General features: G+C 68.0%; 6 protein-coding genes. 1 reads left to right on the forward strand and 5 read right to left on the reverse strand.

Annotated elements, in window-relative coordinates; translation table 11 throughout:
* Window positions 1–13 precede the first annotated feature (13 nt).
* The 5 genes from xpsF to purL form a co-directional block, all read right to left on the reverse strand.
* Complete coding sequence (xpsF, locus tag ABR323_RS02485) at window positions 14–1234, reverse strand: type II secretion system protein XpsF (RefSeq protein WP_004142828.1); 1221 nt, start codon at window positions 1232–1234, stop codon at window positions 14–16.
* A gap of 24 nt (window positions 1235–1258) precedes the next feature.
* A complete protein-coding gene (gene gspE, locus ABR323_RS02490) occupies window positions 1259–2980 on the reverse strand; it encodes a type II secretion system ATPase GspE (protein WP_135272255.1) in 1722 nt (573 codons plus the stop codon).
* A gap of 136 nt (window positions 2981–3116) precedes the next feature.
* Window positions 3117–4970, reverse strand: a complete 1854-nt coding sequence (locus ABR323_RS02495) for a S8 family peptidase (protein ID WP_439448172.1) — start codon at window positions 4968–4970, stop codon at window positions 3117–3119.
* Between the two features lie 158 nt (window positions 4971–5128).
* Window positions 5129–12307: an ESPR-type extended signal peptide-containing protein gene (locus ABR323_RS02500; RefSeq protein WP_439448068.1), complete on the reverse strand. Its 7179-nt coding sequence runs from the start codon at window positions 12305–12307 to the stop codon at window positions 5129–5131.
* 438 nt (window positions 12308–12745) lie between these two features.
* Entirely contained in the window at window positions 12746–16630 is a 3885-nt protein-coding gene (gene purL / locus ABR323_RS02505; RefSeq protein WP_439448069.1) for a phosphoribosylformylglycinamidine synthase, read from the reverse strand.
* Window positions 16631–17448: 818 nt separating this feature from the next.
* Between purL and ABR323_RS02510 the strand changes: the two genes are divergently transcribed.
* Window positions 17449–19548, forward strand: a complete 2100-nt coding sequence (locus ABR323_RS02510) for a glycosyl hydrolase family 18 protein (protein WP_439448070.1) — start codon at window positions 17449–17451, stop codon at window positions 19546–19548.
* The last annotated feature ends 84 nt before the right edge of the window (window positions 19549–19632 follow it).

Below are 19632 nucleotides of genomic sequence, written 5' to 3' on the forward strand. Positions count from 1 at the left end.
GCGGGATCCATCGTCAACCGATGGCATTGGTCAGGTCGTACAGCGGCACCAGCACGGCAACGATGACTGCACCGACCACCGAGGCCAGCACCAGGGTGATCGCCGGCACCATCGCAGCGAGAAGGCGGTCGATGCGGCGCGCGCTGTCCTGTTCGAAGGTATCGGCCGCCTTCAGCAGCATGGTATCGAGTGCGCCGGACTCCTCGCCGACCTGGATCATCTGCAGGGCCAGGCGCGGGAATCGCTTGCCGCGCGACAGTGCCAACGACAGGCCGGTGCCGTTCTTTACTTCGTCGGCGGCGGCCTCGACGTCGGCAGCCAACGCACGGTTGCCCAGTACGTTGCGGGCGATGCCCAGCGCGCCCAGCAGTGGCACGCCATTGCGCAGCAGCGTACCCAGCGTGCGCGCCAGCCGTGCGGTTTCCAATTCGCCCAGCAGGCGGCCGATGCCGCGCCGCTGCAGCAGCCAGCCATCCAGCGCCAGCCGGAACACCGGTTGCCGGGCCTTGCGTTCGAAGAACAATGCCAGCACCGCGGGCACCACCAGCAACAGCACCCACCAGTCACGCACGAACAGGCCCAGCTGCAGCACCGCGTTGGTGAACCACGGCAGCGCCACGTCCAGGCTCTCGTACATCTGCGCGAACTGCGGCACCACATAGCCGAGCAGGAACAACAGTGCACCGCCCACCACCACCAGCAGGATGGCCGGATAGACCAGCGCGTTGATCACCTTGCCCTGCAGCGCACGGCTGCGTTCAAGGTAGTCGGCCAGGCGCTGCAGCGTGTCGTGCAGGCTGCCACCGGCCTCGCCGGCGCGCACCATGTTCACGTACAGGCGCGAGAACAACCCATGCTGGCGCTCCAGTGCGGTGGACAGTGGTGCGCCACCGCGCACCACGTCGCGGATATCGGTGATCGCGCGGCGCGAGCGTTCGTCTTCCGGCAGGCCGAGCAGGATCGACAGCGCGCGGTCCAGCGGCTGGCCGGCACCGAGCAGGGTCGCCAGCTGCTGGGTGAACTGCAGCAGTGCCGCGCCCTGCAGCGGGCGCTGGCGGAACAGGTTGCGCCAGGTGCTGCCGCCGATCGCGCCGCCGTCAGCCAGCTGCGTCTCCATCGGCAGGTGACCCTGGTCCTGCAGCCGCGCGACCAGCTCGGCCTCGCTGGCCGCTTCCATCTGCCCGTCGAAGATCTCGCCGTGCGTGTTGAGCGCCTTGTAGCGGTAGTTCGGCATGTCAGCCCCTGCGTCCCGCGCGCATCAGCTTTCCTCGGTCACGCGCAGCACTTCCTCGAGGGTCGTCTGCCCGCTCAGCGCCTTGCACAGGCCATCCTCGTACATGGTGCGCATGCCGGCCTCGCGGGCGATGCGCTCGATCTCGCCCATGCCATCACGGCGCATCACGGCACGCCGCAGCGCATCGTTCATCACCAGGAATTCCATGATGGTGGTGCGCCCCAGGTACCCGGTCGGTGCCAGCGCCGAGGGCTTCGGGCGGTACAGGTGGATCGTTCCCTGCGGCTGCAGGCGGCGCAGCTCGAAGCGTTCGATCTCTTCCGGCGAGGCTTCGTAGCGCTCGGCGTGGGTCGGTTCCAGGCGGCGCACCAGGCGCTGGGCGAGGATGCCGTTGATGGTGGAGGTGAGCAGGTAGTCTTCCACGCCCATGTCGAGCAGGCGGGTGATGCCGCCGGCCGCATTGTTGGTATGCAGGGTGGACAGCACCAGGTGGCCGGTCAGCGCCGACTGGATCGCGATGCGCGCGGTTTCCAGATCGCGCATTTCGCCGATCATGATGATGTCCGGGTCCTGGCGCACGATGCTGCGCAGGGCGTTGGCGAAGTCGAGGCCGATCTGCGGCTTGGCCTGGATCTGGTTGATGCCTTCGATCTGGTATTCCACCGGATCTTCGACCGTGATGATCTTGACGTCGGCCGTGTTGAGCTGGCTCAGCGCGGTATACAGCGTGGTGGTCTTGCCCGAGCCGGTCGGGCCGGTCACCAGCAGGATGCCGTGCGGCTGCTCCAGCACCTTGCGGAACTGCGGCAGGAACGCATCGGTGAAGCCGAGCCGGTGGAAATCGAACACCACGGTTTCGCGGTCCAGCAATCGCATCACCACGCTTTCGCCGTGCGCGGTCGGCACGGTGCTGACACGCAGGTCCAGTTCCTTGCCCTGCACGCGCAACATGATGCGGCCATCCTGCGGCAGGCGGCGCTCGGCGATGTTGAGCCGGGCCATGATCTTGATGCGGCTGATCACCGCGGCGGTGAGATTGGCCGGCGGGCTTTCGCCTTCCACCAGTACGCCGTCGACGCGGTAGCGCACCTTCAGCCGGCTTTCGAACGGTTCGACATGGATGTCCGAAGCGCGCAGCTCCACCGCACGCTGGATCACCAGGTTGACCAGGCGGATCACCGGTGCTTCCGAAGCGAGGTCGCGCAGGTGTTCGATGTCGTCGACCGCACCGCCCTCGCCGTCGGCGGTTTCGACGATCGCGCCCATCGCACTGCGGCCCTGGCCGAACCAGCGCTCGACCAGGTCATCGATTTCCGCACGCATGCCCAGCACCGGCGTCACCGGTACTCCCAGCGCCAGCTGCACGGCCTGCTGCGGATAGGGATCGTGGGCGTCGGCCAGCCACAGCTGCACGCCCTGTTCATCCAGCGCCAACGGGCACACGTGGAACTGCTTGAGGAAGCGCAGCGACAGCGGCAGGCCCTCGGCCAGCCCCTGCGGCGGTGCCTCGGGCAACTGCTTGCCCTCCAGCAGCGGCAGGCCCAGCACCTCGGCGCTGGCCTGCGCCTGGTCGCGTTCGGAGACCAGGCCCAGCCGCACCAGCAGCCCGAGCAGGCTGCCACCGGCTTCGGCATGCAGCGGCCGCGCCCGTGCCAGATCGCTTTCCTTCAACCGGCCACGCGCCAGCAGCGCATCCAGGATGCGGCCTTCGGCGGTGTCGGCAGCGGTTGCAGCAAGCGCGTTCACATGACTCTCCTGTCAATCGGTCCGACTTTAACAGTTAAGCCATGTTTTCCGCCGCCCCTCCGCAACCTTTCGTAAAAAGACGAAGCCCGTCACACGGGGTGACGGGCGTCGGCCATTCAACTACGACAGTTCGAGCTTATTGCGTGGCAAGGATGCTCACGCCGTTGTAGGCCGCTTCGCCCACGACCTTGATGTAGTAGGTCGCCGCCACCGGCTTGGCTACCCGCACCGTCTCGGAGGTGCCCGGACGGGTGGACTTGGCATCATTGTCGCTGTCGCTCGGTTCACGTCCCTGGGCGATGTAGACCGAGACATTGCCGGTGCCACCGTAGGTGATCACGCTGAGCTGCTTGCCGGCGGCAGCCTCGAAGCTGTACAGGCGACTGCTGGCGGCAGCACCGTTCAGGCCACCGACGGCGGCCTTGTTGGTCAGCGGCGTGGCCACCGGCCCGCAGTTCTCGGTGCACGGTTCTTCCAGTGCCTTGGCCAGCGCGGCCTTGGCGTCGAGGATACCGGTACCGATCGGGGTCGCCGCCGGAATGGCGACCGGGAACGGACGCGCGGTTTCCTTCAGCAGGGTACGCATCGCCGCCGGGGTCAACGGATCCTTGCCCTTGGCGATCAGTGCGCTCTGCACCAGTGCGGCAACGGCGGCCACATGCGGCGAGGCCATCGAGGTACCGCCCATGCCCATGTAGCCCGGCGTTCCCGATTCCGGCGTGGTGGCCGCATTGGAGCCGGTCTGCCAGATGTAGCCGCCCGGGTTGCCGTCGACACTACCGCCGCCACCCGGACCGGACAGGTCCACGCGGGTACCGTAGTTGGAGTAGTAGGTGATGCCACCGGTGATGCGGGTGGCACCCACGGTCACCACGCCCTCGCAGCTGGCCGGCTGGTACTTGGACGCGTTGTCGGTTTCATTGCCGGCAGCCACCACCACGGTGGTACCGCGCGAGATCGCGCCGTTGATCGCGTCCTGGTAGGTGCTGGCGCAGGCGCCACCGCCACCCAGGCTCATGTTGATGATCTCGGCCGGATTGGTGTTGGCCGGGATGCCGGTCACCGTGCCACCCGATGCCCAGACCACCGCATCAGCGATGTCGGACAGGTAGCCGCCACACTTGCCCAGCACGCGCACCGGCAGCACCTTGGCCTTGTAGGCGACACCGGCCATGCCGACGCCGTTGTTGGTCTGCTCGGCCACGGTGCCAGCGACGTGGGTGCCGTGCCAGGAACTGTCATCGGCCAGCGAGCCGTCGTAGCACTCGTTGTCGTTCTCGACCCAATCACCGTAGTCCTGCGCACCCGGCACGCGATCGTTGGTCGGGCGCCGCGAGGTCTCCGCATCGCTGATGAAGTCGTAGCCTTCCAGCAGGTTGCCGACCAGATCCGGATGCTGCGGCAGGATGCCGGTGTCGATCACCGCCACCACGATGCCCTCGCCCTGCGAGACATCCCACGCCGCCGGTGCGTTGATGCCGCCGACCGCATTGTGCAGATGCCACTGGTTCTGCTGGTAGAAGGGATCGTTCGGCACCAGCGCCGGCTGTACGTTGCCGGCACGCAGTTCGCTGCGGCGCAGCTTCACGTCGGCTTCGGCGTACTGCACCGACGGGTCGGCCTGCAGTTCCTTCAGTACGCGCTGCAGTTCGGCCGGGGCCAGGCGGCCCTGCACACGGATGAGGTCCGCACCGGTAGCGAGCTTGCGTACCACCTGCGGGCCGAGGGTACTGGCACGGGAGGTGCCGCCGGACAGGCTGGCACGGGTCAGTGCGGACTGCACGGTGGACAGCTTCGCCGAGCGGTCGGTGGCGGCAGCAGCGCCGGCACGGTACTTGACGATGATGCGCTCGGTCCCCGGTTGGGCGGTGCTGGCCTGGCGCACCGGCTCACGGGTCGGCAGGCCGGCGGCGTGGACGGCACCGACGGCCGTCATCGACAGCACGGCGGCGGCAAGCACATTGATGCGAAGGTTCTGCTTCTTGATCACGTCGAAATTCCTCTTCTGGGTCATGGATCGAACCAACACTGCGGCCATCATTCCTTGACGACTCCCGGCCGGCCCAGCCGGGATTGCCGTGACCTCCCCCCAGGCCCTCACTGCAGGTGCTGCGCCGGCGTGGGTGGCCGCCGGCGCGATGGAATGGCTTACCAGCCGAAGCCGGCACCGACGCCGACCGAGCTGTCGTCGCTGCTGAAGGCACCACCGAAGGTGACCGTGGCGCGATCGCTGATCGCACGCTGGTAACCCAGCGACAACGCCGATTCGCCGCCCTGGAAACCGATGCCGACGCCGACCCTGTTCTGGGTGCGGATACCGGCGGCACTGGTGGCCATGTTGAGCATTGCAGCGCTCATCGCGCCCTGGCGGTCGATGCGGCGATCCATGTGGCGCAGGCGTCCGTCGATCTCACCCTTGAACACATCGAAGCTGTCGGTGACGGCCTGGACGCGGCTGTCGGTATAGCCGTTGGCCGTGGCCATGCCACGGTCGAGCTGGCCCTTGTTGACGGCATCAGTGGCCGTGGTGCCCGCCGCCACATTGGTGACCTGGCGCTCATTGCCTTCACTGCCCACCGAAACCGTGTTGGCACGATCGGCAACCGAGCCCTGGCCCAGCGCCACCGCGTTCGCAGCGGTGGCATTGGCACCCTGGCCGATGGCAGTGGACGAGGCGCCACTGGCGACGGCGCCCTCGCCCATGGCGACGGCATTGAAGCCCGTCGCCGGGGTGCCGACCGGAATCCCGGCACCGGCGGCGGCAGCGGTCGGCGTGCCCTGCACGCGCGCGGTGCTGGCCGGTGCCACATCAGCCGTCGCGGGTGCGTCGGCGGCGCTGGCCAGCGAACTGTCATCCAGCGAGGCACTCATCGCGCGCAGGCTGGAAGCACCGGCACGCGTGCCACCGGCGCTGCGGCGGTCGATCTCGCTGACCTTGCGGTCCAGCGCACCGAGCGCATCGCCGACGTTGCTGTAGGTGGCGCCCTGGATCACATAGTTCGGCGCCACGAACACGCCCTGCATGCCGACGCTGGCGCCACCACCAAGGAAGCTGGCGGCATCGCTGAGCGACTGGAACAGCTGGCCACCGTTGATCGCCTGGCGGCTGCCAGCCGCAATGCTGCCGGCACCGACGTTGTCGATGGTGGTGCCCTGGAAGCCGGACAGGGTCAGGCGATCACGGCTGGCGTCGTCGTAGCCGACGGCACTGGCCGCCGTGGTTTCAACGGTGGCGATGCGCGAATCGAAATCACCGACGCGGGTTTCCACCGCTCCCACACGCTGGTTGGTGACGTTGAGCTGCGAACCGGTGATGGCATCGCTGCTGCCGGCGGCGATGCGGCCATCGGCCACATTGACGATGCGGCGCGTGGCCGGACCGTCGGTGCCGTTGCCGCCGCCCACCGACACCACGTTGGCATCGAGCGCGCGCGAGCCCGCGCCCAGCGCTACCGAGTTCGCGCCGGACGCGCCGGCACTGGTACCCAGTGCAAGTGCACCGTTGCCGATGGCCATCGCGTTGGCACCCAGCGCATTGCTGCGTGCGCCGCTGGCAGTGGCCGCCGAACCGATCGCTGCGGCATCGCTGCCGCTGGCGCTGGCGGTACCCGCGCCGGTGGCCTTGACGTAGCGCGCCGTGCCATCGGCGGTGGCGGCAACCGCATCGAGCTGGCCCCGGTTGACCGCATCGGAGCGCTCGGTACCGGCAGCGACACGCGTGATCTGGCGATCACTGCTGGCACTACCGACCGACACGGTGTTGGCACGATCGGCGACCGAGCCTGCACCCAGCGCTACGCTGCCGGCCGCGCTGGCGTTGGCGCTGACGCCCACCGCGGTCGCATTGGCGCCGGTGGCCTTGCTGCCGTAGCCAACGGCGGTACCCAGACGGCCGCTGGCGTCGGCATAGCTGCCGATGGCCGAGGCGCCGTCGGCCGACGCATTGGCGCGGAAGCCATTGGCCTGCGACTGGGTACCGCTGGCGATGGCCTGCGCACCACTGGCGGTGCTGTAGGCGCCCTTGGCCTGGGCGCCGGCACCGGTGGCGCTGGCCCCCAGTTCGGTGGCACTGGCACCACTGCCCAGCGCTACGCTGTCGACACCGCCGGCCTGGGCCGCGTTGCCGAGGGCCGCCGCATTGTTTCCGGTAGCCAGCGCGTCGAAGCCCACCGCCGTGGCATTGGCGGCCATTGCGTTGGCACCGCTGCCCAGCGCAGTAGCGCCGTTGCCGATGGCATTGGCTGCATTGCCGGCAGCCAGTGCATTGTCACCGTCCACCAGTGCACCCACTTCGCCATCGGCATTGCCGCTGGCCTGGAACTGAAGGCTGGTCTTGTCGGCGACGCTGGCGACCGCATCCAACTGGCCCTTGTTCACCGCATCGGTGGCTTCGGTGCCGGCCGCGACGTGGGTCACCTGGCGCTCGCCGCCGGCCTTGCCGACGGCCACGGTGTTGTCGCGGTCAGCCTTGGAGCCGGCGCCGAGTGCCACGCTGTTGCTGCCATTGGCGGTGGCGTTGGCACCCAGCGCGGTGGCGCTGCTGCCGGCCGCCCACGAGTTCCAGCCAATTGCGGTTGCATAGTCTTCGGTCGCCCACGCACCGGCACCGAAGGCCGCCGCACCGGTTCCGCTGGCACGCGAGGGAATCAGGCCGAAGAAGGTGCTGCCGCCGATGGCCACGCTTTCAGCGCCACTGGCTTCGCTGGACTGACCCACGGCGACGGCGCCGGTACCGGCCGCAGCGGCACCGAAGCCGACTGCGGTGGTGTTGGCACCACTTGCTGCAGAGCCGTAGCCCAATGCAGTGCCGAGGCGGCCGCTGGCTTCGGCGTAGCCACCCACTGCGGTGGTGCCATCAGCCGAAGCCGCGCTGCGGAAACCGCTGGCGAGCGCCTGCCCGCCGCTGGCATTGGCTTCTGTACCTGTGGCCGTGCTGTAGGCGCCGCTGGCCTGTGCACGCGCACCCACCGCGCTTGCACCAACCTCGCTGGCGCTGGCACCGCTGCCCAGGGACAGGCTGTCCTCACCGGTGGCCTGAGCGTTACTGCCCAGGGCAGCCGCGTTGTTGCCGGTGGCCAATGCATCGATGCCCACGGCGGTGGCGTTGGCGGCCAGCGCATTGGCACCGCTGCCGAGCGCGGTGGCACCATTGCCGATCGCGTTGGCGGCATCACCCGCGGCCAGCGCGTTGTCACCCTCGACCAGCGCGCCGGTTTCGCCGTCGGCATTGCCGCTGGCCTGGAACTGCCTGCTGGTCTTTTCCGCCGCAGCGGCGACGACATCGAGCTGGTTCTTGTTGACCGCATCGTTGCCCTGCGTGCCATCGGCCACGTTGGTGATCTGGCGCGTGTTGCCGCCGCCACCCACCGACACGGTGTTGTCGCGGTCGGCAATCGAATCGGCACCCAGTGCAACGCTGTTGGCACCACGCGATTCGGCGGCATTGCCCAGCGCAGTGCTGTTGATGCCACCCGACCAGGCGCCGCCACCCACGGCGGTGGAGTAATTGCCGGACGCTTCGGTGGCCAGCACGCCGAACAGCGAGCCGCCGACGGCGACACTGTTGGTGCCGGTGGCCAGGCTGCCCTGGCCGGTGGCGGTGCTGTAGGCACCGGACGCCTCGGAGTCGCCACCCACGGCCACGCTGTTGGAACCGGACGCATTGGCGAAATTACCGAACGCGGTGGCGTTGAACGCCGAGGCCTGTGCGTAGCCACCGATGGCGGTGCTGTAACCGCCGCTGGCTTCGGCGCCAATGCCGAAGGCCGCCGACGCCGTGCCACTGGCCACGCTTTCGCTGCCGACTGCGGTAGCCGCGTCGCCGCTGGCATTGCTGAAGTAACCCACGGCCACGGCTTCTTCGCCGGACGCTTCGGACAGCACGCCATTGGCAGTGCTACCAGCGCCGCTGGCGATGCTGGCCGCACCGAACGCCGCGCTCTGCTCGCCGCTGGCCTCGCTTTCCGCACCGTGCGCGGTGGCGTACTCGCCAGTGGCCTGTGCGTTGGCACCTACCGCGCTGGCGTTGGCGGCACTGGCCAGGGCGTTGAAGCCCAGCGCCTGTGCGTTGCTGGCCAGCGCGTTGGCGCCGCTGCCCACTGCGGTGGCGCCATTGCCGATGGCATTGGCAGCATCACCGGCCGCCAGTGCGTTGTCACCGTCAACAAGTGCACCGGCTACGTCATCGCCATTACCGCTGGCCTGGAAGAAGCGGCTGGTGTTGGATGCGGTGGTCGCAACCGCGTCCAGCTGCGCCTTGTTCACCGCATCCGTGGCCTGGGTACCGGCGGCGACGTTGGTGACCTGGCGTTCGTTGCCGCTGCTGCCCACCGACACCGTGCGCGCACGGTTGGCAACCGAACCGGCACCGAGCGCGACGGTATTGCTGGCACTGGCATTGCTGCCGGCACCGAGCGCGATCGCGCTCTCCCCACCGGCCACCGTATTGGTGCCGATGGCGATGCTGTTGATGCTGTTGCCCAGCGCCTGGAAGCCCAGTGCCACGCTGTTGTCGCCATAACCGAAGGCACCGCGGCCGACCGCGGTGGAACTGGCGCCGTTGGCCCAGCTGTTGTAGCCGATGGACGTTGCGCCGCTGCCACTGGCCCACGCCGCATTGCCGAACGCCGAGGCATTGGTGGCGGTGGCCCATGCCCCCGAACCGAATGCTGCTGCGCCACTGGCAGTCGCCCAGCTGTAACCGCCTACGGCGGTGCTGTCATCGCTGCTGGCGAATGCGCTGTCGCCGACCGCGACCGCATAGCTGCCGGTGGCGCGCGACTTGCCGCCTGCGGCGAAGCTGTTGTCACCACTGGCCTTGGCAGCATTACCGAAGGCGCTGCTGGCGGCACCGGTGGCCTGCGCGCCGCTGCCAACTGCGGTGGCATCGGCAACAGCGGTGGTGCCCACCTGTTGCGCCGTGCCATCGGCACCGATGATCGGCTGGTTGAATTCATCGTAGGCCTGGCCGAGGCCACCGATGGCGACACCGCCATTACCGGTGGCTGCGCTGTTGCGGCCCACGGCCACGCTGTCATCGCCGATGGCCGATGCGGCAGCACCCTGCGCGATGGCGCCGGCGCCGATCGCATTGCTCGACGAACCCGCAGCGATGGATCCCTCGCCATCAGCCAGTGCGCCAGCGTCACTGCCCGCCTCCGGCTGCGCCTGGAAGAAACGAGCGGTGGTGTCAGCAGTGCTGGCCACGGCGTCGAGCTGGGCCTTGTTCACCGCATCAGTAGCTTCGCTGCCCGCAGCGACGCTGGTGATCTGCCGCTCGTTGCCAGCGCTGCCGACGGCCACGCTGTTGGCACGCACCGCTTCGGAATTCGCGCCAAGCGCGACGCTGTTGGCGCCGCGCGCGGTGGCGTAGTAACCGACGGCGGTGCTCTGCGCGCCACTGGCCCAGGTCTGCGCGCCCAGTGCGCTGGCGTTCTCGCCCGGTGCGTAGGCGAAGTAGCCGACGGCCGTGGCTTCGGCACCGGAGGCCTCGCTCAGGCTGCCGTTGGCCACCGCGCGATCGCCACTGGCAATGGCACCGGCACCGACGGCGGTCGCGGCTTCACCGCTGGCCTGGGTCTGTACGAAGAACCCCAGGCCGGGAATCAGATCGGCCGGGCCACCGATGGCGACGCTGCTGGTGCCGGTGGCATTGCTCTGCGTACCCAGTGCGGTGGAATAGTCGCCGATGGCATTGGCCACCGCACCGAACGCCGACGCCTGCGCGCCGGCGGCATAGGCACCCACACCATAGGACGATGCCGCAAAACCACTGGCTTCGGCACTGGCACCGACCGCAGTGCCACCGACGCCTGCGCTGGTCGCGCCGGTTTCCACCGGTACGCCACCGCTGGTGATCAACGGGTTACCGTCGGCATCCACCGCAGCGCCACCCACGGCGACGCTGCCTGGGCCATTGGCCTGTGCGTTGTTGCCGAAGGCCGCGCTGTTCTGGCCCGAGGCCAGCGCGTTGTTGCCGACGGCGGTGGCGTTCTGCGCGATGGCAGTGGCACCGGCACCAACAGCAGTAGCACCGTTGCCAATTGCGTTGGCGGCCTCACCTGCAGCCAACGCGTCGTCGCCTTCAGCCAGCGCACCGGCATCGCTGTTGCTGCTGCCGGTGGCCTGGAAGCGCTTGGCAGTGGCATCGGCCACGGCGGCAACGCCCTTCAACTGGCCGACGTTGACCGCATCGTTATCTTCAGTACCGGCGGCCACGCTGGTGATCTGGCGGGTCAGGCCGTATTCGGCGGCACCCACAGACACGGTATCGACGCGGTCGGCGAGCGAGCCGGCGCCAAGCGCCACGCTGCCGGTGGCGACCGCGGCGGAGTTGGAGCCCAGGGCGGTACTGTATTCACCGACGGCAGTGCTGAACGCACCGACTGCGATCGATGCTTCGTTGGCGGCGGTAGCGCCACGACCCAGCGCGGTGCTGCCCGGGCCCATCGCCACGGCACCGCCGCCGACAGCGGTAGCGCCATCGGCGGTGGCTTCGGACAGGGCACCCAGCGCGGTGGCCGCGCCGTTTTCGCTGGCAGCGGTAGCGCTTGCGCCAACCGCGGTGTCACCAAGACCGAAGGCCGCAGCACTCTGCCCGACCACCACGCTGGCATCACCAATCGCCAAAGCGCCCTGGCCGAACGCGCTGGCGCCGAGGCCGGCCGCAATGGCCTGGGTACCGATGGCGGTGGTGGCGTTGGCCAGCGACTGCGCACCGGCACCGGCCGCGACTGCGCCCTGACCGTCGATCTTCGCTGCATCGCTGTCATCGCCTGCGCCATCGGCCTTGAAGTAACGGCTGCCGTCGGCGGCAACGTCGGCCAGCGCAGCCTGCGTTGCACGCGCCTGCGCATCGAGCTGTGCCTTGTTCACCGCGTCGGTGGCCTGGGCGCCTGCAGCAACGTTGGTGATCTGCCGTTCCTTGCCGGTATCACCCACGGACACCGTGTTGGCGCGCGTGGCCCTGGAGCCGGCGCCCAGCGCTACGCTGTTGGCTGCACTGGCGCTGCTGTTGCTGCCGATCGCCACCGCATTGCTGCCCTTGGCCGTGGCGTTGCCTTCGATCAGGCACTTTTCGAGCAGCTTGCCGCTGAATGCCACGCAGGTGGCGCTACCGCCGATCTGCACCGACTGTGCAGCGGCGATGCCGCTCATGCTCAACCCCAATACCAGGCCCAGTGCCACTGCCAGCCTTGCGGGCGTGGCCTGCGTCGCATCGCGGCGCTGGTCAACGACCCCGCCGCCGCTGCCGGAGGAGGCCAGTTCCGAGGCCACCACCAACTGACCCAATGCTTTGTTCCAGACCTTGCGATAAATCCGATTCATCGGTACGGCTCCTGATTGGACTGGTTTTGGGCAAAGCAACGCCACCGCTGGGCTTTCCGGCCCAACGTCCCCTGGGGGCGTTTATTCGCGTGATTTACTGCGGGGTATTGCCGAACGGCGCGCAGCGACAGAAAACCGAGCGCGTGCGCCAACCGGTTACTGCGAAATGAATGATTCTGAAACGGGGTTCAAGTGTTAACGGCAACTTTCCAAATCGTCAAGACTTTGACACGGAAAATCCTATTGCCGTGAAGCAGTTCACTATTTCACCTGTTTATGAAAGTGTTTTGTTAGGCATGCGTGACGATCATTTGTCGCCTGAAAATCCATGTAACTAGCGGGCAGGACAGGAGTTTCACGCGCGCAAAGAAAAACCCGCCGATCAACGGCGGGTTTTTCCATACGCGGCGGCATTGATGCCTGCGCGATGTGATGCGATCAACCGCACCACACCCGCGCGTTGCGGAACATGCGCATCCACGGCGAATCACCCTGCCACTCGGCCGGGGCCCAGCTCAGGTTGAGCGCCCGCGGGGTGCGTTCCGGGTGCGGCATCATGATGGTGACGCGACCGTCGGTACTGGTCAGGCCGGTGATGCCGTCCGGCGAACCGTTCGGATTCAACGGGTACTGGCTGGCCACGTTGCCGTTGCCGTCGATGTAGCGCAGCGAAACGCGAGCGGCTGCCTGGTCGACGGCATTGTCGAACACGGCCTGGCCTTCGCCATGTGCCACCGCCACCTGCAGGCGCGAACCGGCCATGCCACGCAGCAGGATCGACGGCGATTCCACCACTTCCAGCAGCGCGGTACGGGCTTCGAACTGCTCGCTGGCGTTGCGGCGGAACTGCGGCCAGTGCTCGGCACCCGGAATGATGTTCTTCAGCTGACTCATCATCTGGCAGCCGTTGCACACACCCAGCGCGAAGCTGTCCTCGCGCGCGAAGAACGCGGCGAAGGCATCACGCAGCGCGCTGCGCTCCAGGATCGAGGTCGCCCAGCCACGGCCGGCACCCAGCACGTCGCCGTAGCTGAAGCCACCGCAGGCCACCAGACCGGTGAAGTCCTGCAGGGCCACGCGGCCTTCGATCAGGTCGCTCATGTGCACGTCGAAGGCGCGGAAGCCAGCACGTTCGAAGGCGTTGGCCATTTCGATCTGGCCGTTGACGCCCTGTTCGCGCAGCACCGCGATACGCGGACGCGCACCGGTGCTGATGAACGGAGCCGCCACGTCTTCGTTGAGGTCGAAGCTGAGCTTGGGCTTCAGGCCCGGCGCATTGAAAGCACGGGCGATCTCGCGCTCGGCATCGGCGTTGGCCGGATTGTCGCGGCGCTTCTGCATCGCGTGGGTGACCGACCACCAGGCGTCGAACAGCGCTTCCCAGCGCCACTCGGCCAGGTTCTCGCCGGCCAGCGACACGCGCACCACCGGCGCGGTGGTCGGCTTGGCGATGCGCTGTGCGCACTCGGTCAGTGCATGGCGCTCGACCAGGTCGGCGAACGCGGCGCGGTCTTCGCGCGCGATCTGCACCACTGCACCCAGTTCTTCGTTGAACAGGCTGCGGAACGGATCATCGCCCCAGGCATCGAGGGTGATGTCCAGGCCGAGGCGCGAGGTGAAGGCCATTTCGCACAGCGCGGCGAAGGCACCACCATCGCTGCGGTCGTGGTAGGCCAGCAGCAGGCCGGCCTGGCGCGCATCGCGGATCAATTCGAAGAAGCCACGCAGGCGCTGCGGGTCATCCAGGTCCGGGGCGGCACCGGCAAAGGCCGGCAGGTCGCCATGGTCGGCATGCACCTGGGCCAGGATCGAACCGCCCAGACGCTGCTTGCCGGCACCGAGGCCGATCAGCCACAGCTCGCTCTCCACCTCGCGGTCGAGCAGCGGGGTCAGCTGCTGGCGCACGTCGGCGACCGGCGCGAACGCGGTGATCACCAGCGACACCGGCGAGACACTCTTGTGTGCTTCACCCTGGTCGTGCCACTGCGCCTGCATCGACAGCGAGTCCTTGCCGACCGGGATGCTGATGTCCAGCTGCGGGCACAGTTCCATGCCCACCGCCTTCACCGCGTCATACAGCAGCGCGTCTTCACCCGGGTGGCCGGCGGCGGCCATCCAGTTCGCCGACAGCTTGATTTCGTCCAGCGCATCGACCGGGGCCGCGCACAGGTTGGTCAGCGCCTCGCCCACGGCCATGCGCGCGGAGGCTGCAGCATCCAGCAGGGCCAGCGGGGTACGTTCACCCAACGCCATCGCTTCACCGGCTACGCCGTCGAAGTCGGCCAGGGTGATCGCCACGTCGGCCACAGGCAGCTGCCACGGGCCAACCATCTGCTCACGCGCGGTCAAGCCACCAACACTGCGGTCGCCAATGGTCACCAGGAAGTTCTTCGAGGCAACAGTGGGATGCGCCAACACGCGCAGACCCGCTTCCTGCAAATCCAGGCCGCCGGTCTTCAGCGCCGGCCAGCGCGGCGCGGCAGGATGCGCGGTGTCGCGGTGCATCTTCGGCGGCTTGCCGAACAGCACGTCCATCGGCAGATCGATCGGTGCATCGGCGGGGATGTTGCCCGGCACCGCACCGTAGGCCACCACCAGATGTTCTTCCGCGGTGGCCACGCCCACTGCAGCGAACGGGCAGCGCTCGCGTGCACACAGCGCGGCGAATTCGGCCAGGCGCTCCTGCGCCACACCGAGCACGTAGCGTTCCTGCGACTCGTTGCACCACAACTGCATCGGCGACAGCGACGGATCGTCGGTGGGCACCTTGCCCAGGTCGATGATGCCGCCCACGCCGGAATCATGCAGCAGTTCCGGAATGGCATTGGACAGACCACCGGCACCGACGTCATGGAAGAACTTGATCGGATTGTCGGTGCCCATCGCCACGCAGCGGTCGATGACCTCCTGGCAGCGGCGCTCCATTTCCGGGTTGTCACGCTGCACGCTGGCGAAGTCGAGGTCTTCGGCACTTTCACCGGAGGCCACCGAGCTTGCAGCACCGCCGCCGAGACCAATCAGCATCGCCGGGCCGCCGAGCACGATGACGGCGTCGCCATCCTTCAGCAGAATCTTGTCGACCTGCACGCGATCGATGGCGCCGAGGCCACCGGCCAGCATGATCGGCTTGTCGTAGGCGCGGACCAGATCAGCGCCTTCCGGCAGCTCAAAACTGCGGAAGTAGCCGAGCAGTGCCGGACGGCCGAACTCGTTGTTGAACGCAGCGCCGCCCAGCGGGCCGTCGGTCATGATTTCCAGTGCCGGCGCCATGCGCGGGTTCAGCGCACGCGGCGCTTCCCACGGCTGCGGCAGCTCGGGAATGCGCAGGTGCGAGACCGAGAAACCACTGAGGCCCGCCTTCGGCTTGCCGCCACGACCGGTTGCACCTTCGTCGCGGATTTCGCCACCGGCACCGGTCGAAGCACCGGGGAACGGCGCGATCGCGGTCGGATGGTTGTGCGTTTCCACCTTGATCTGGAACGCGCTGGGCACCTGCGGTTCGCGGCGGTACTCGCCACTGGCCGGGTCCGGGCGATAGCGCGATGCCGGATGTCCCTCGATCACCGCGGCGTTGTCGCTGTACGCGCTGAGCGTGTGCTGCGGCGTCTGCTGGTGGGTGTTCTTGATCATCCGGAACAGCGAGCGGTCCTGCTCCTGGCCGTCGATGGTCCAGCTGGCATTGAAGATCTTGTGCCGGCAGTGCTCGGAATTGGCCTGCGCGAACATCATCAGTTCCACGTCGGACGGCGAGCGGCCCAGCGCGCTGAAGCGTTCGCGCAGGTAGTCGATCTCGTCCTGCGCCATGGCCAGGCCGAGGCGCTGGTTGGCGGCCTCCAGCTGGTCCACCGGCACGCGTTCCAGTTCACCACGGGCCGGCGCCGAGAACAGCGCCTGGCCCTGTTCCATGGTCTCCAGCACCGACTGTGTCATCGGGTCGTGCAGCGCCTTGACCAGCGCCTGCTGGGCGGCGGCATCGGCCGGCCAACCCTGCACGTCGATGCGCAGGCCACGTTCCACCCGGCTGACCGGCTGACCGGCACCGCGCACCAGTTCGGTGGCCTTGCTCGACCACGGCGACAGCGTGCCCAGGCGCGGCACCACGATGCGGCTGACCGCGCCTTCGGCCACGGCCTCGGCCTGCGGCGCAGCTTCAAGGATGCGGCACAGGGTGGTGAGGTCGGGGGCGGCACTGCCTTCGGGCTGCACGAAGTAGACGTGCCAGGCACCGCTGATGCGCAGGGAGGGCGCGATGGACTGCAGGCGGGATTCAAGACGTTCGCGGCGGAACAGCGACAGGGCGGGCGCGCCCTCGAGGACCATCATGTCCGGGGAACCGTAGTTGGGAAACGGGCCCGACATTGTACCGGAAGCGGGGGAAGGGCTTTGGCCGGGCGGCGCCCGGCACCCGCCGAGGCCAAGGGCAACGGCAACGGCAACAGCCGAAGCAACAGCGTGCATTCCGTGGGATGGCGGGGTGGGTCCGGTTGCAGGGGACGCCGTAAACCCTTCCATGGGGGCTTGGCCGCGGCATCCATGCCGCGGACACCCCTGCAACCGGACCCACCCCGCCTTCGACAGATTTCCGCGATCTGCAGTAGATCCACGCCATGCGTGGATGCTCTGCGATAGTGCCGGCCGGTGGCCGGCAACCAGGAAATTTCAGATATCAGGCATGAAGAGCGAAGCGACCGGCTTTTGCTTTTGATTTCTTGTTCTGTCTTCCGTGGCTGGCCGCGCAGGAACCTGTCAGGGGCCGGGCGGGTGGGCATCGCGGGGGTGTCCGCGGCATGGATGCCGCGGCCAAGCCCCCATGGAAGGGTTTACGGCGTCCCCCGCGATGCCCACCCGCCCGGCCAAACCCATGAATTCGCGCCCCGACCAGCCACGAGGGGCTCCGCCGATGGCCGCCGGCCGCCGGCCGCGCGCAGCGCGCTCTCCGCCCGAATCCCCGAACCATGCGCTTGCTCACGGATTGACCACGCGATTGATGACAACGTTGTCCCCACCTGGCGCCGGACTCTCTCCCCGGCCTCCCAGGTGCCTCCGTCCGGCCCCACCCGTCGCCTTCCCGGGCGACGCCCGGACCTGCGTCACGCGCGGCGCCATCGGGGCCCGCGCGCCCTTTGATCGGAGACTTACCCATGTACGACCCGATTGTGCGCAGTGCCGAACGTTCCACCCGAAGCTGTCGTCCCCGCCGCCTGGCCTGGCTGCTCGCCCTGGCTGCCGGAACCGTCGCCCTGCCCGGCCTGGCGCAGGCCGCCAGCTGTGCCGGCGTGGCCCAGTGGGACCAGGCCAAGATCTACCGGGCCGGCGATACCCTGCAGAAAGGAGGCGTCCTCTATCGGGCGAACCAGGACATCTGGAACGCGCCGCCGGACCATCCGGCCGGTGCGCCTTACTACACCAACCTCGGCGCCTGTGATGGCAGCGGCGCCAACCAGCCGCCGGTGGTCAGCCTGACCTCGCCGGCCAACGGCGCCACCTTCAGTGCCGGCAGCACGGTCAACGTGACCGCCAACGCCAGTGATCCGGACGGCAGCGTCGCCAAGGTCGAGTTCTTCCGCGATGGCAGCACGCTGGGCGTGACCACCAGTGCGCCGTATGCGGCCAGCTGGGCCAATGCCAGCGCCGGCAGCCACACCCTGCGCGCGGTCGCCACGGACAACAACAACGCCACCAGCAGCACCGCGACCATCACCATCACCGTCAACGCCGCCGGTGGCGATACCACCGCGCCGAGCGTGCCAGGCGCACTGGCGGTCGGCACCCGCACCGCCAACAGCATCGCGCTCAGCTGGAGCCCGTCCACCGACAACACCGGGGGCAGCGGCCTGGCCGGCTATGACGTGTACCGCAACGGCAGCCTGGTCGGTTCGCCGTCCAGTGCCAGCTATGTGGATGGCGGACTGACCGCCTCGACCACCTACCGCTACCGCGTACGTGCGCGCGACAACGCCGGCAATGCGTCGGCACAGGGCACCGAGATCAGCGCCACTACGCTGGCCGGTGACGGTGGTACCACCGGCAAGCGGGTCATCGGCTACTTCACCCAGTGGGGCATCTACGGCCGCAACTACCGGGTCAAGAACATCGATAGCAGCGGCTCGGCCGCGCGCCTGACCCACATCAACTATGCCTTCGGCAACGTGCGCAACAACCGCTGCGAAGTGGGCGTCACCCAGCCGTCGGATCCGAACAGCGGTGCCGGTGGCGATGCCTTCGCCGACTACACCAAGGCCTTCAGTGCCGCCGAGAGTGTCAGCGGCAGCGCCGATACCTGGGACCAGCCGCTGCGCGGCAACTGGAACCAGCTCAAGCAGCTCAAGGCCAAGTACCCGGGCATGAAGGTGCTGATCTCGCTGGGCGGCTGGACCTGGTCGCGCGGCTTCTCCAGCGCGGCGCGCCCGGAAAACCGCCAGGCCTTCGTCGCCTCCTGCATCGACGCCTACATCAAGGGCAACCTGCCGGTGACCGACGGTGCCGGTGGTGCGGGTGCCGCGCTGGGTGTGTTCGACGGCATCGACGTCGACTGGGAATACCCGGTGGCCTGCGGCATCGAATGCGGCAAGCCGGAAGACAACGCCAACTTCAACGCGCTGATGGCCGAGTTCCGCCGCCAGCTCGATGCAGTGCGTCCGGGCCTGTTGCTGACGGTAGCGGTGGGTGCCGGCATCGACAAGATCCGCGTCACCGATCCGGCTGCGTACCACCCGTACCTGGACTACATCAACGTGATGACCTACGACTTCCACGGCGCGTGGGATGCGAAGACCAATCACCAGTCGGCGCTGTTCGATTCGCCGAATGATCCGTCCACCGGCGACCAGAAGCTGTACAACAGCAACGACGCCATCGAGGCCTTCATCAGCCGTGGCGTGCCCGCCGCCAAGCTCAACCTGGGCATCGGCTACTACGGTCGTGGCTGGACCGGTGTGGCCAACGCCAACAACGGCCTGTACCAGACCGCGGCCGGCGCCGCCCCGGGTACCTACGAGGCCGGCATCGAAGACTGGAAGGTGCTGAAGAACCTGGCGTGGCCGGGCTACACCGACAACACCGCCGGTGCCACCTGGATCTACAACGGCAGCACGCTGTGGAGCTTCGACACGCCGGCCAACATCACCCGCAAGATGGGCTACGTGAAGACTCAAGGTCTGGGCGGCGCGTTCGTCTGGGAGTTCAGTGGTGACGATGCACAGGGCACGCTGACCAAAGCGGTCAGTGATGGCCTGAAATAAAAAAAAGCCGGGGGTGCATCGCGCCCCCGGCCTCGTTCTCATGATTCATCCGCCGGGCATGGCCCGGCGCTACCCACCAGCCTA

This window comes from Stenotrophomonas sp. ATs4 (genome assembly GCF_051861585.1).
GTDB lineage: Bacteria > Pseudomonadota > Gammaproteobacteria > Xanthomonadales > Xanthomonadaceae > Stenotrophomonas > Stenotrophomonas maltophilia_AS.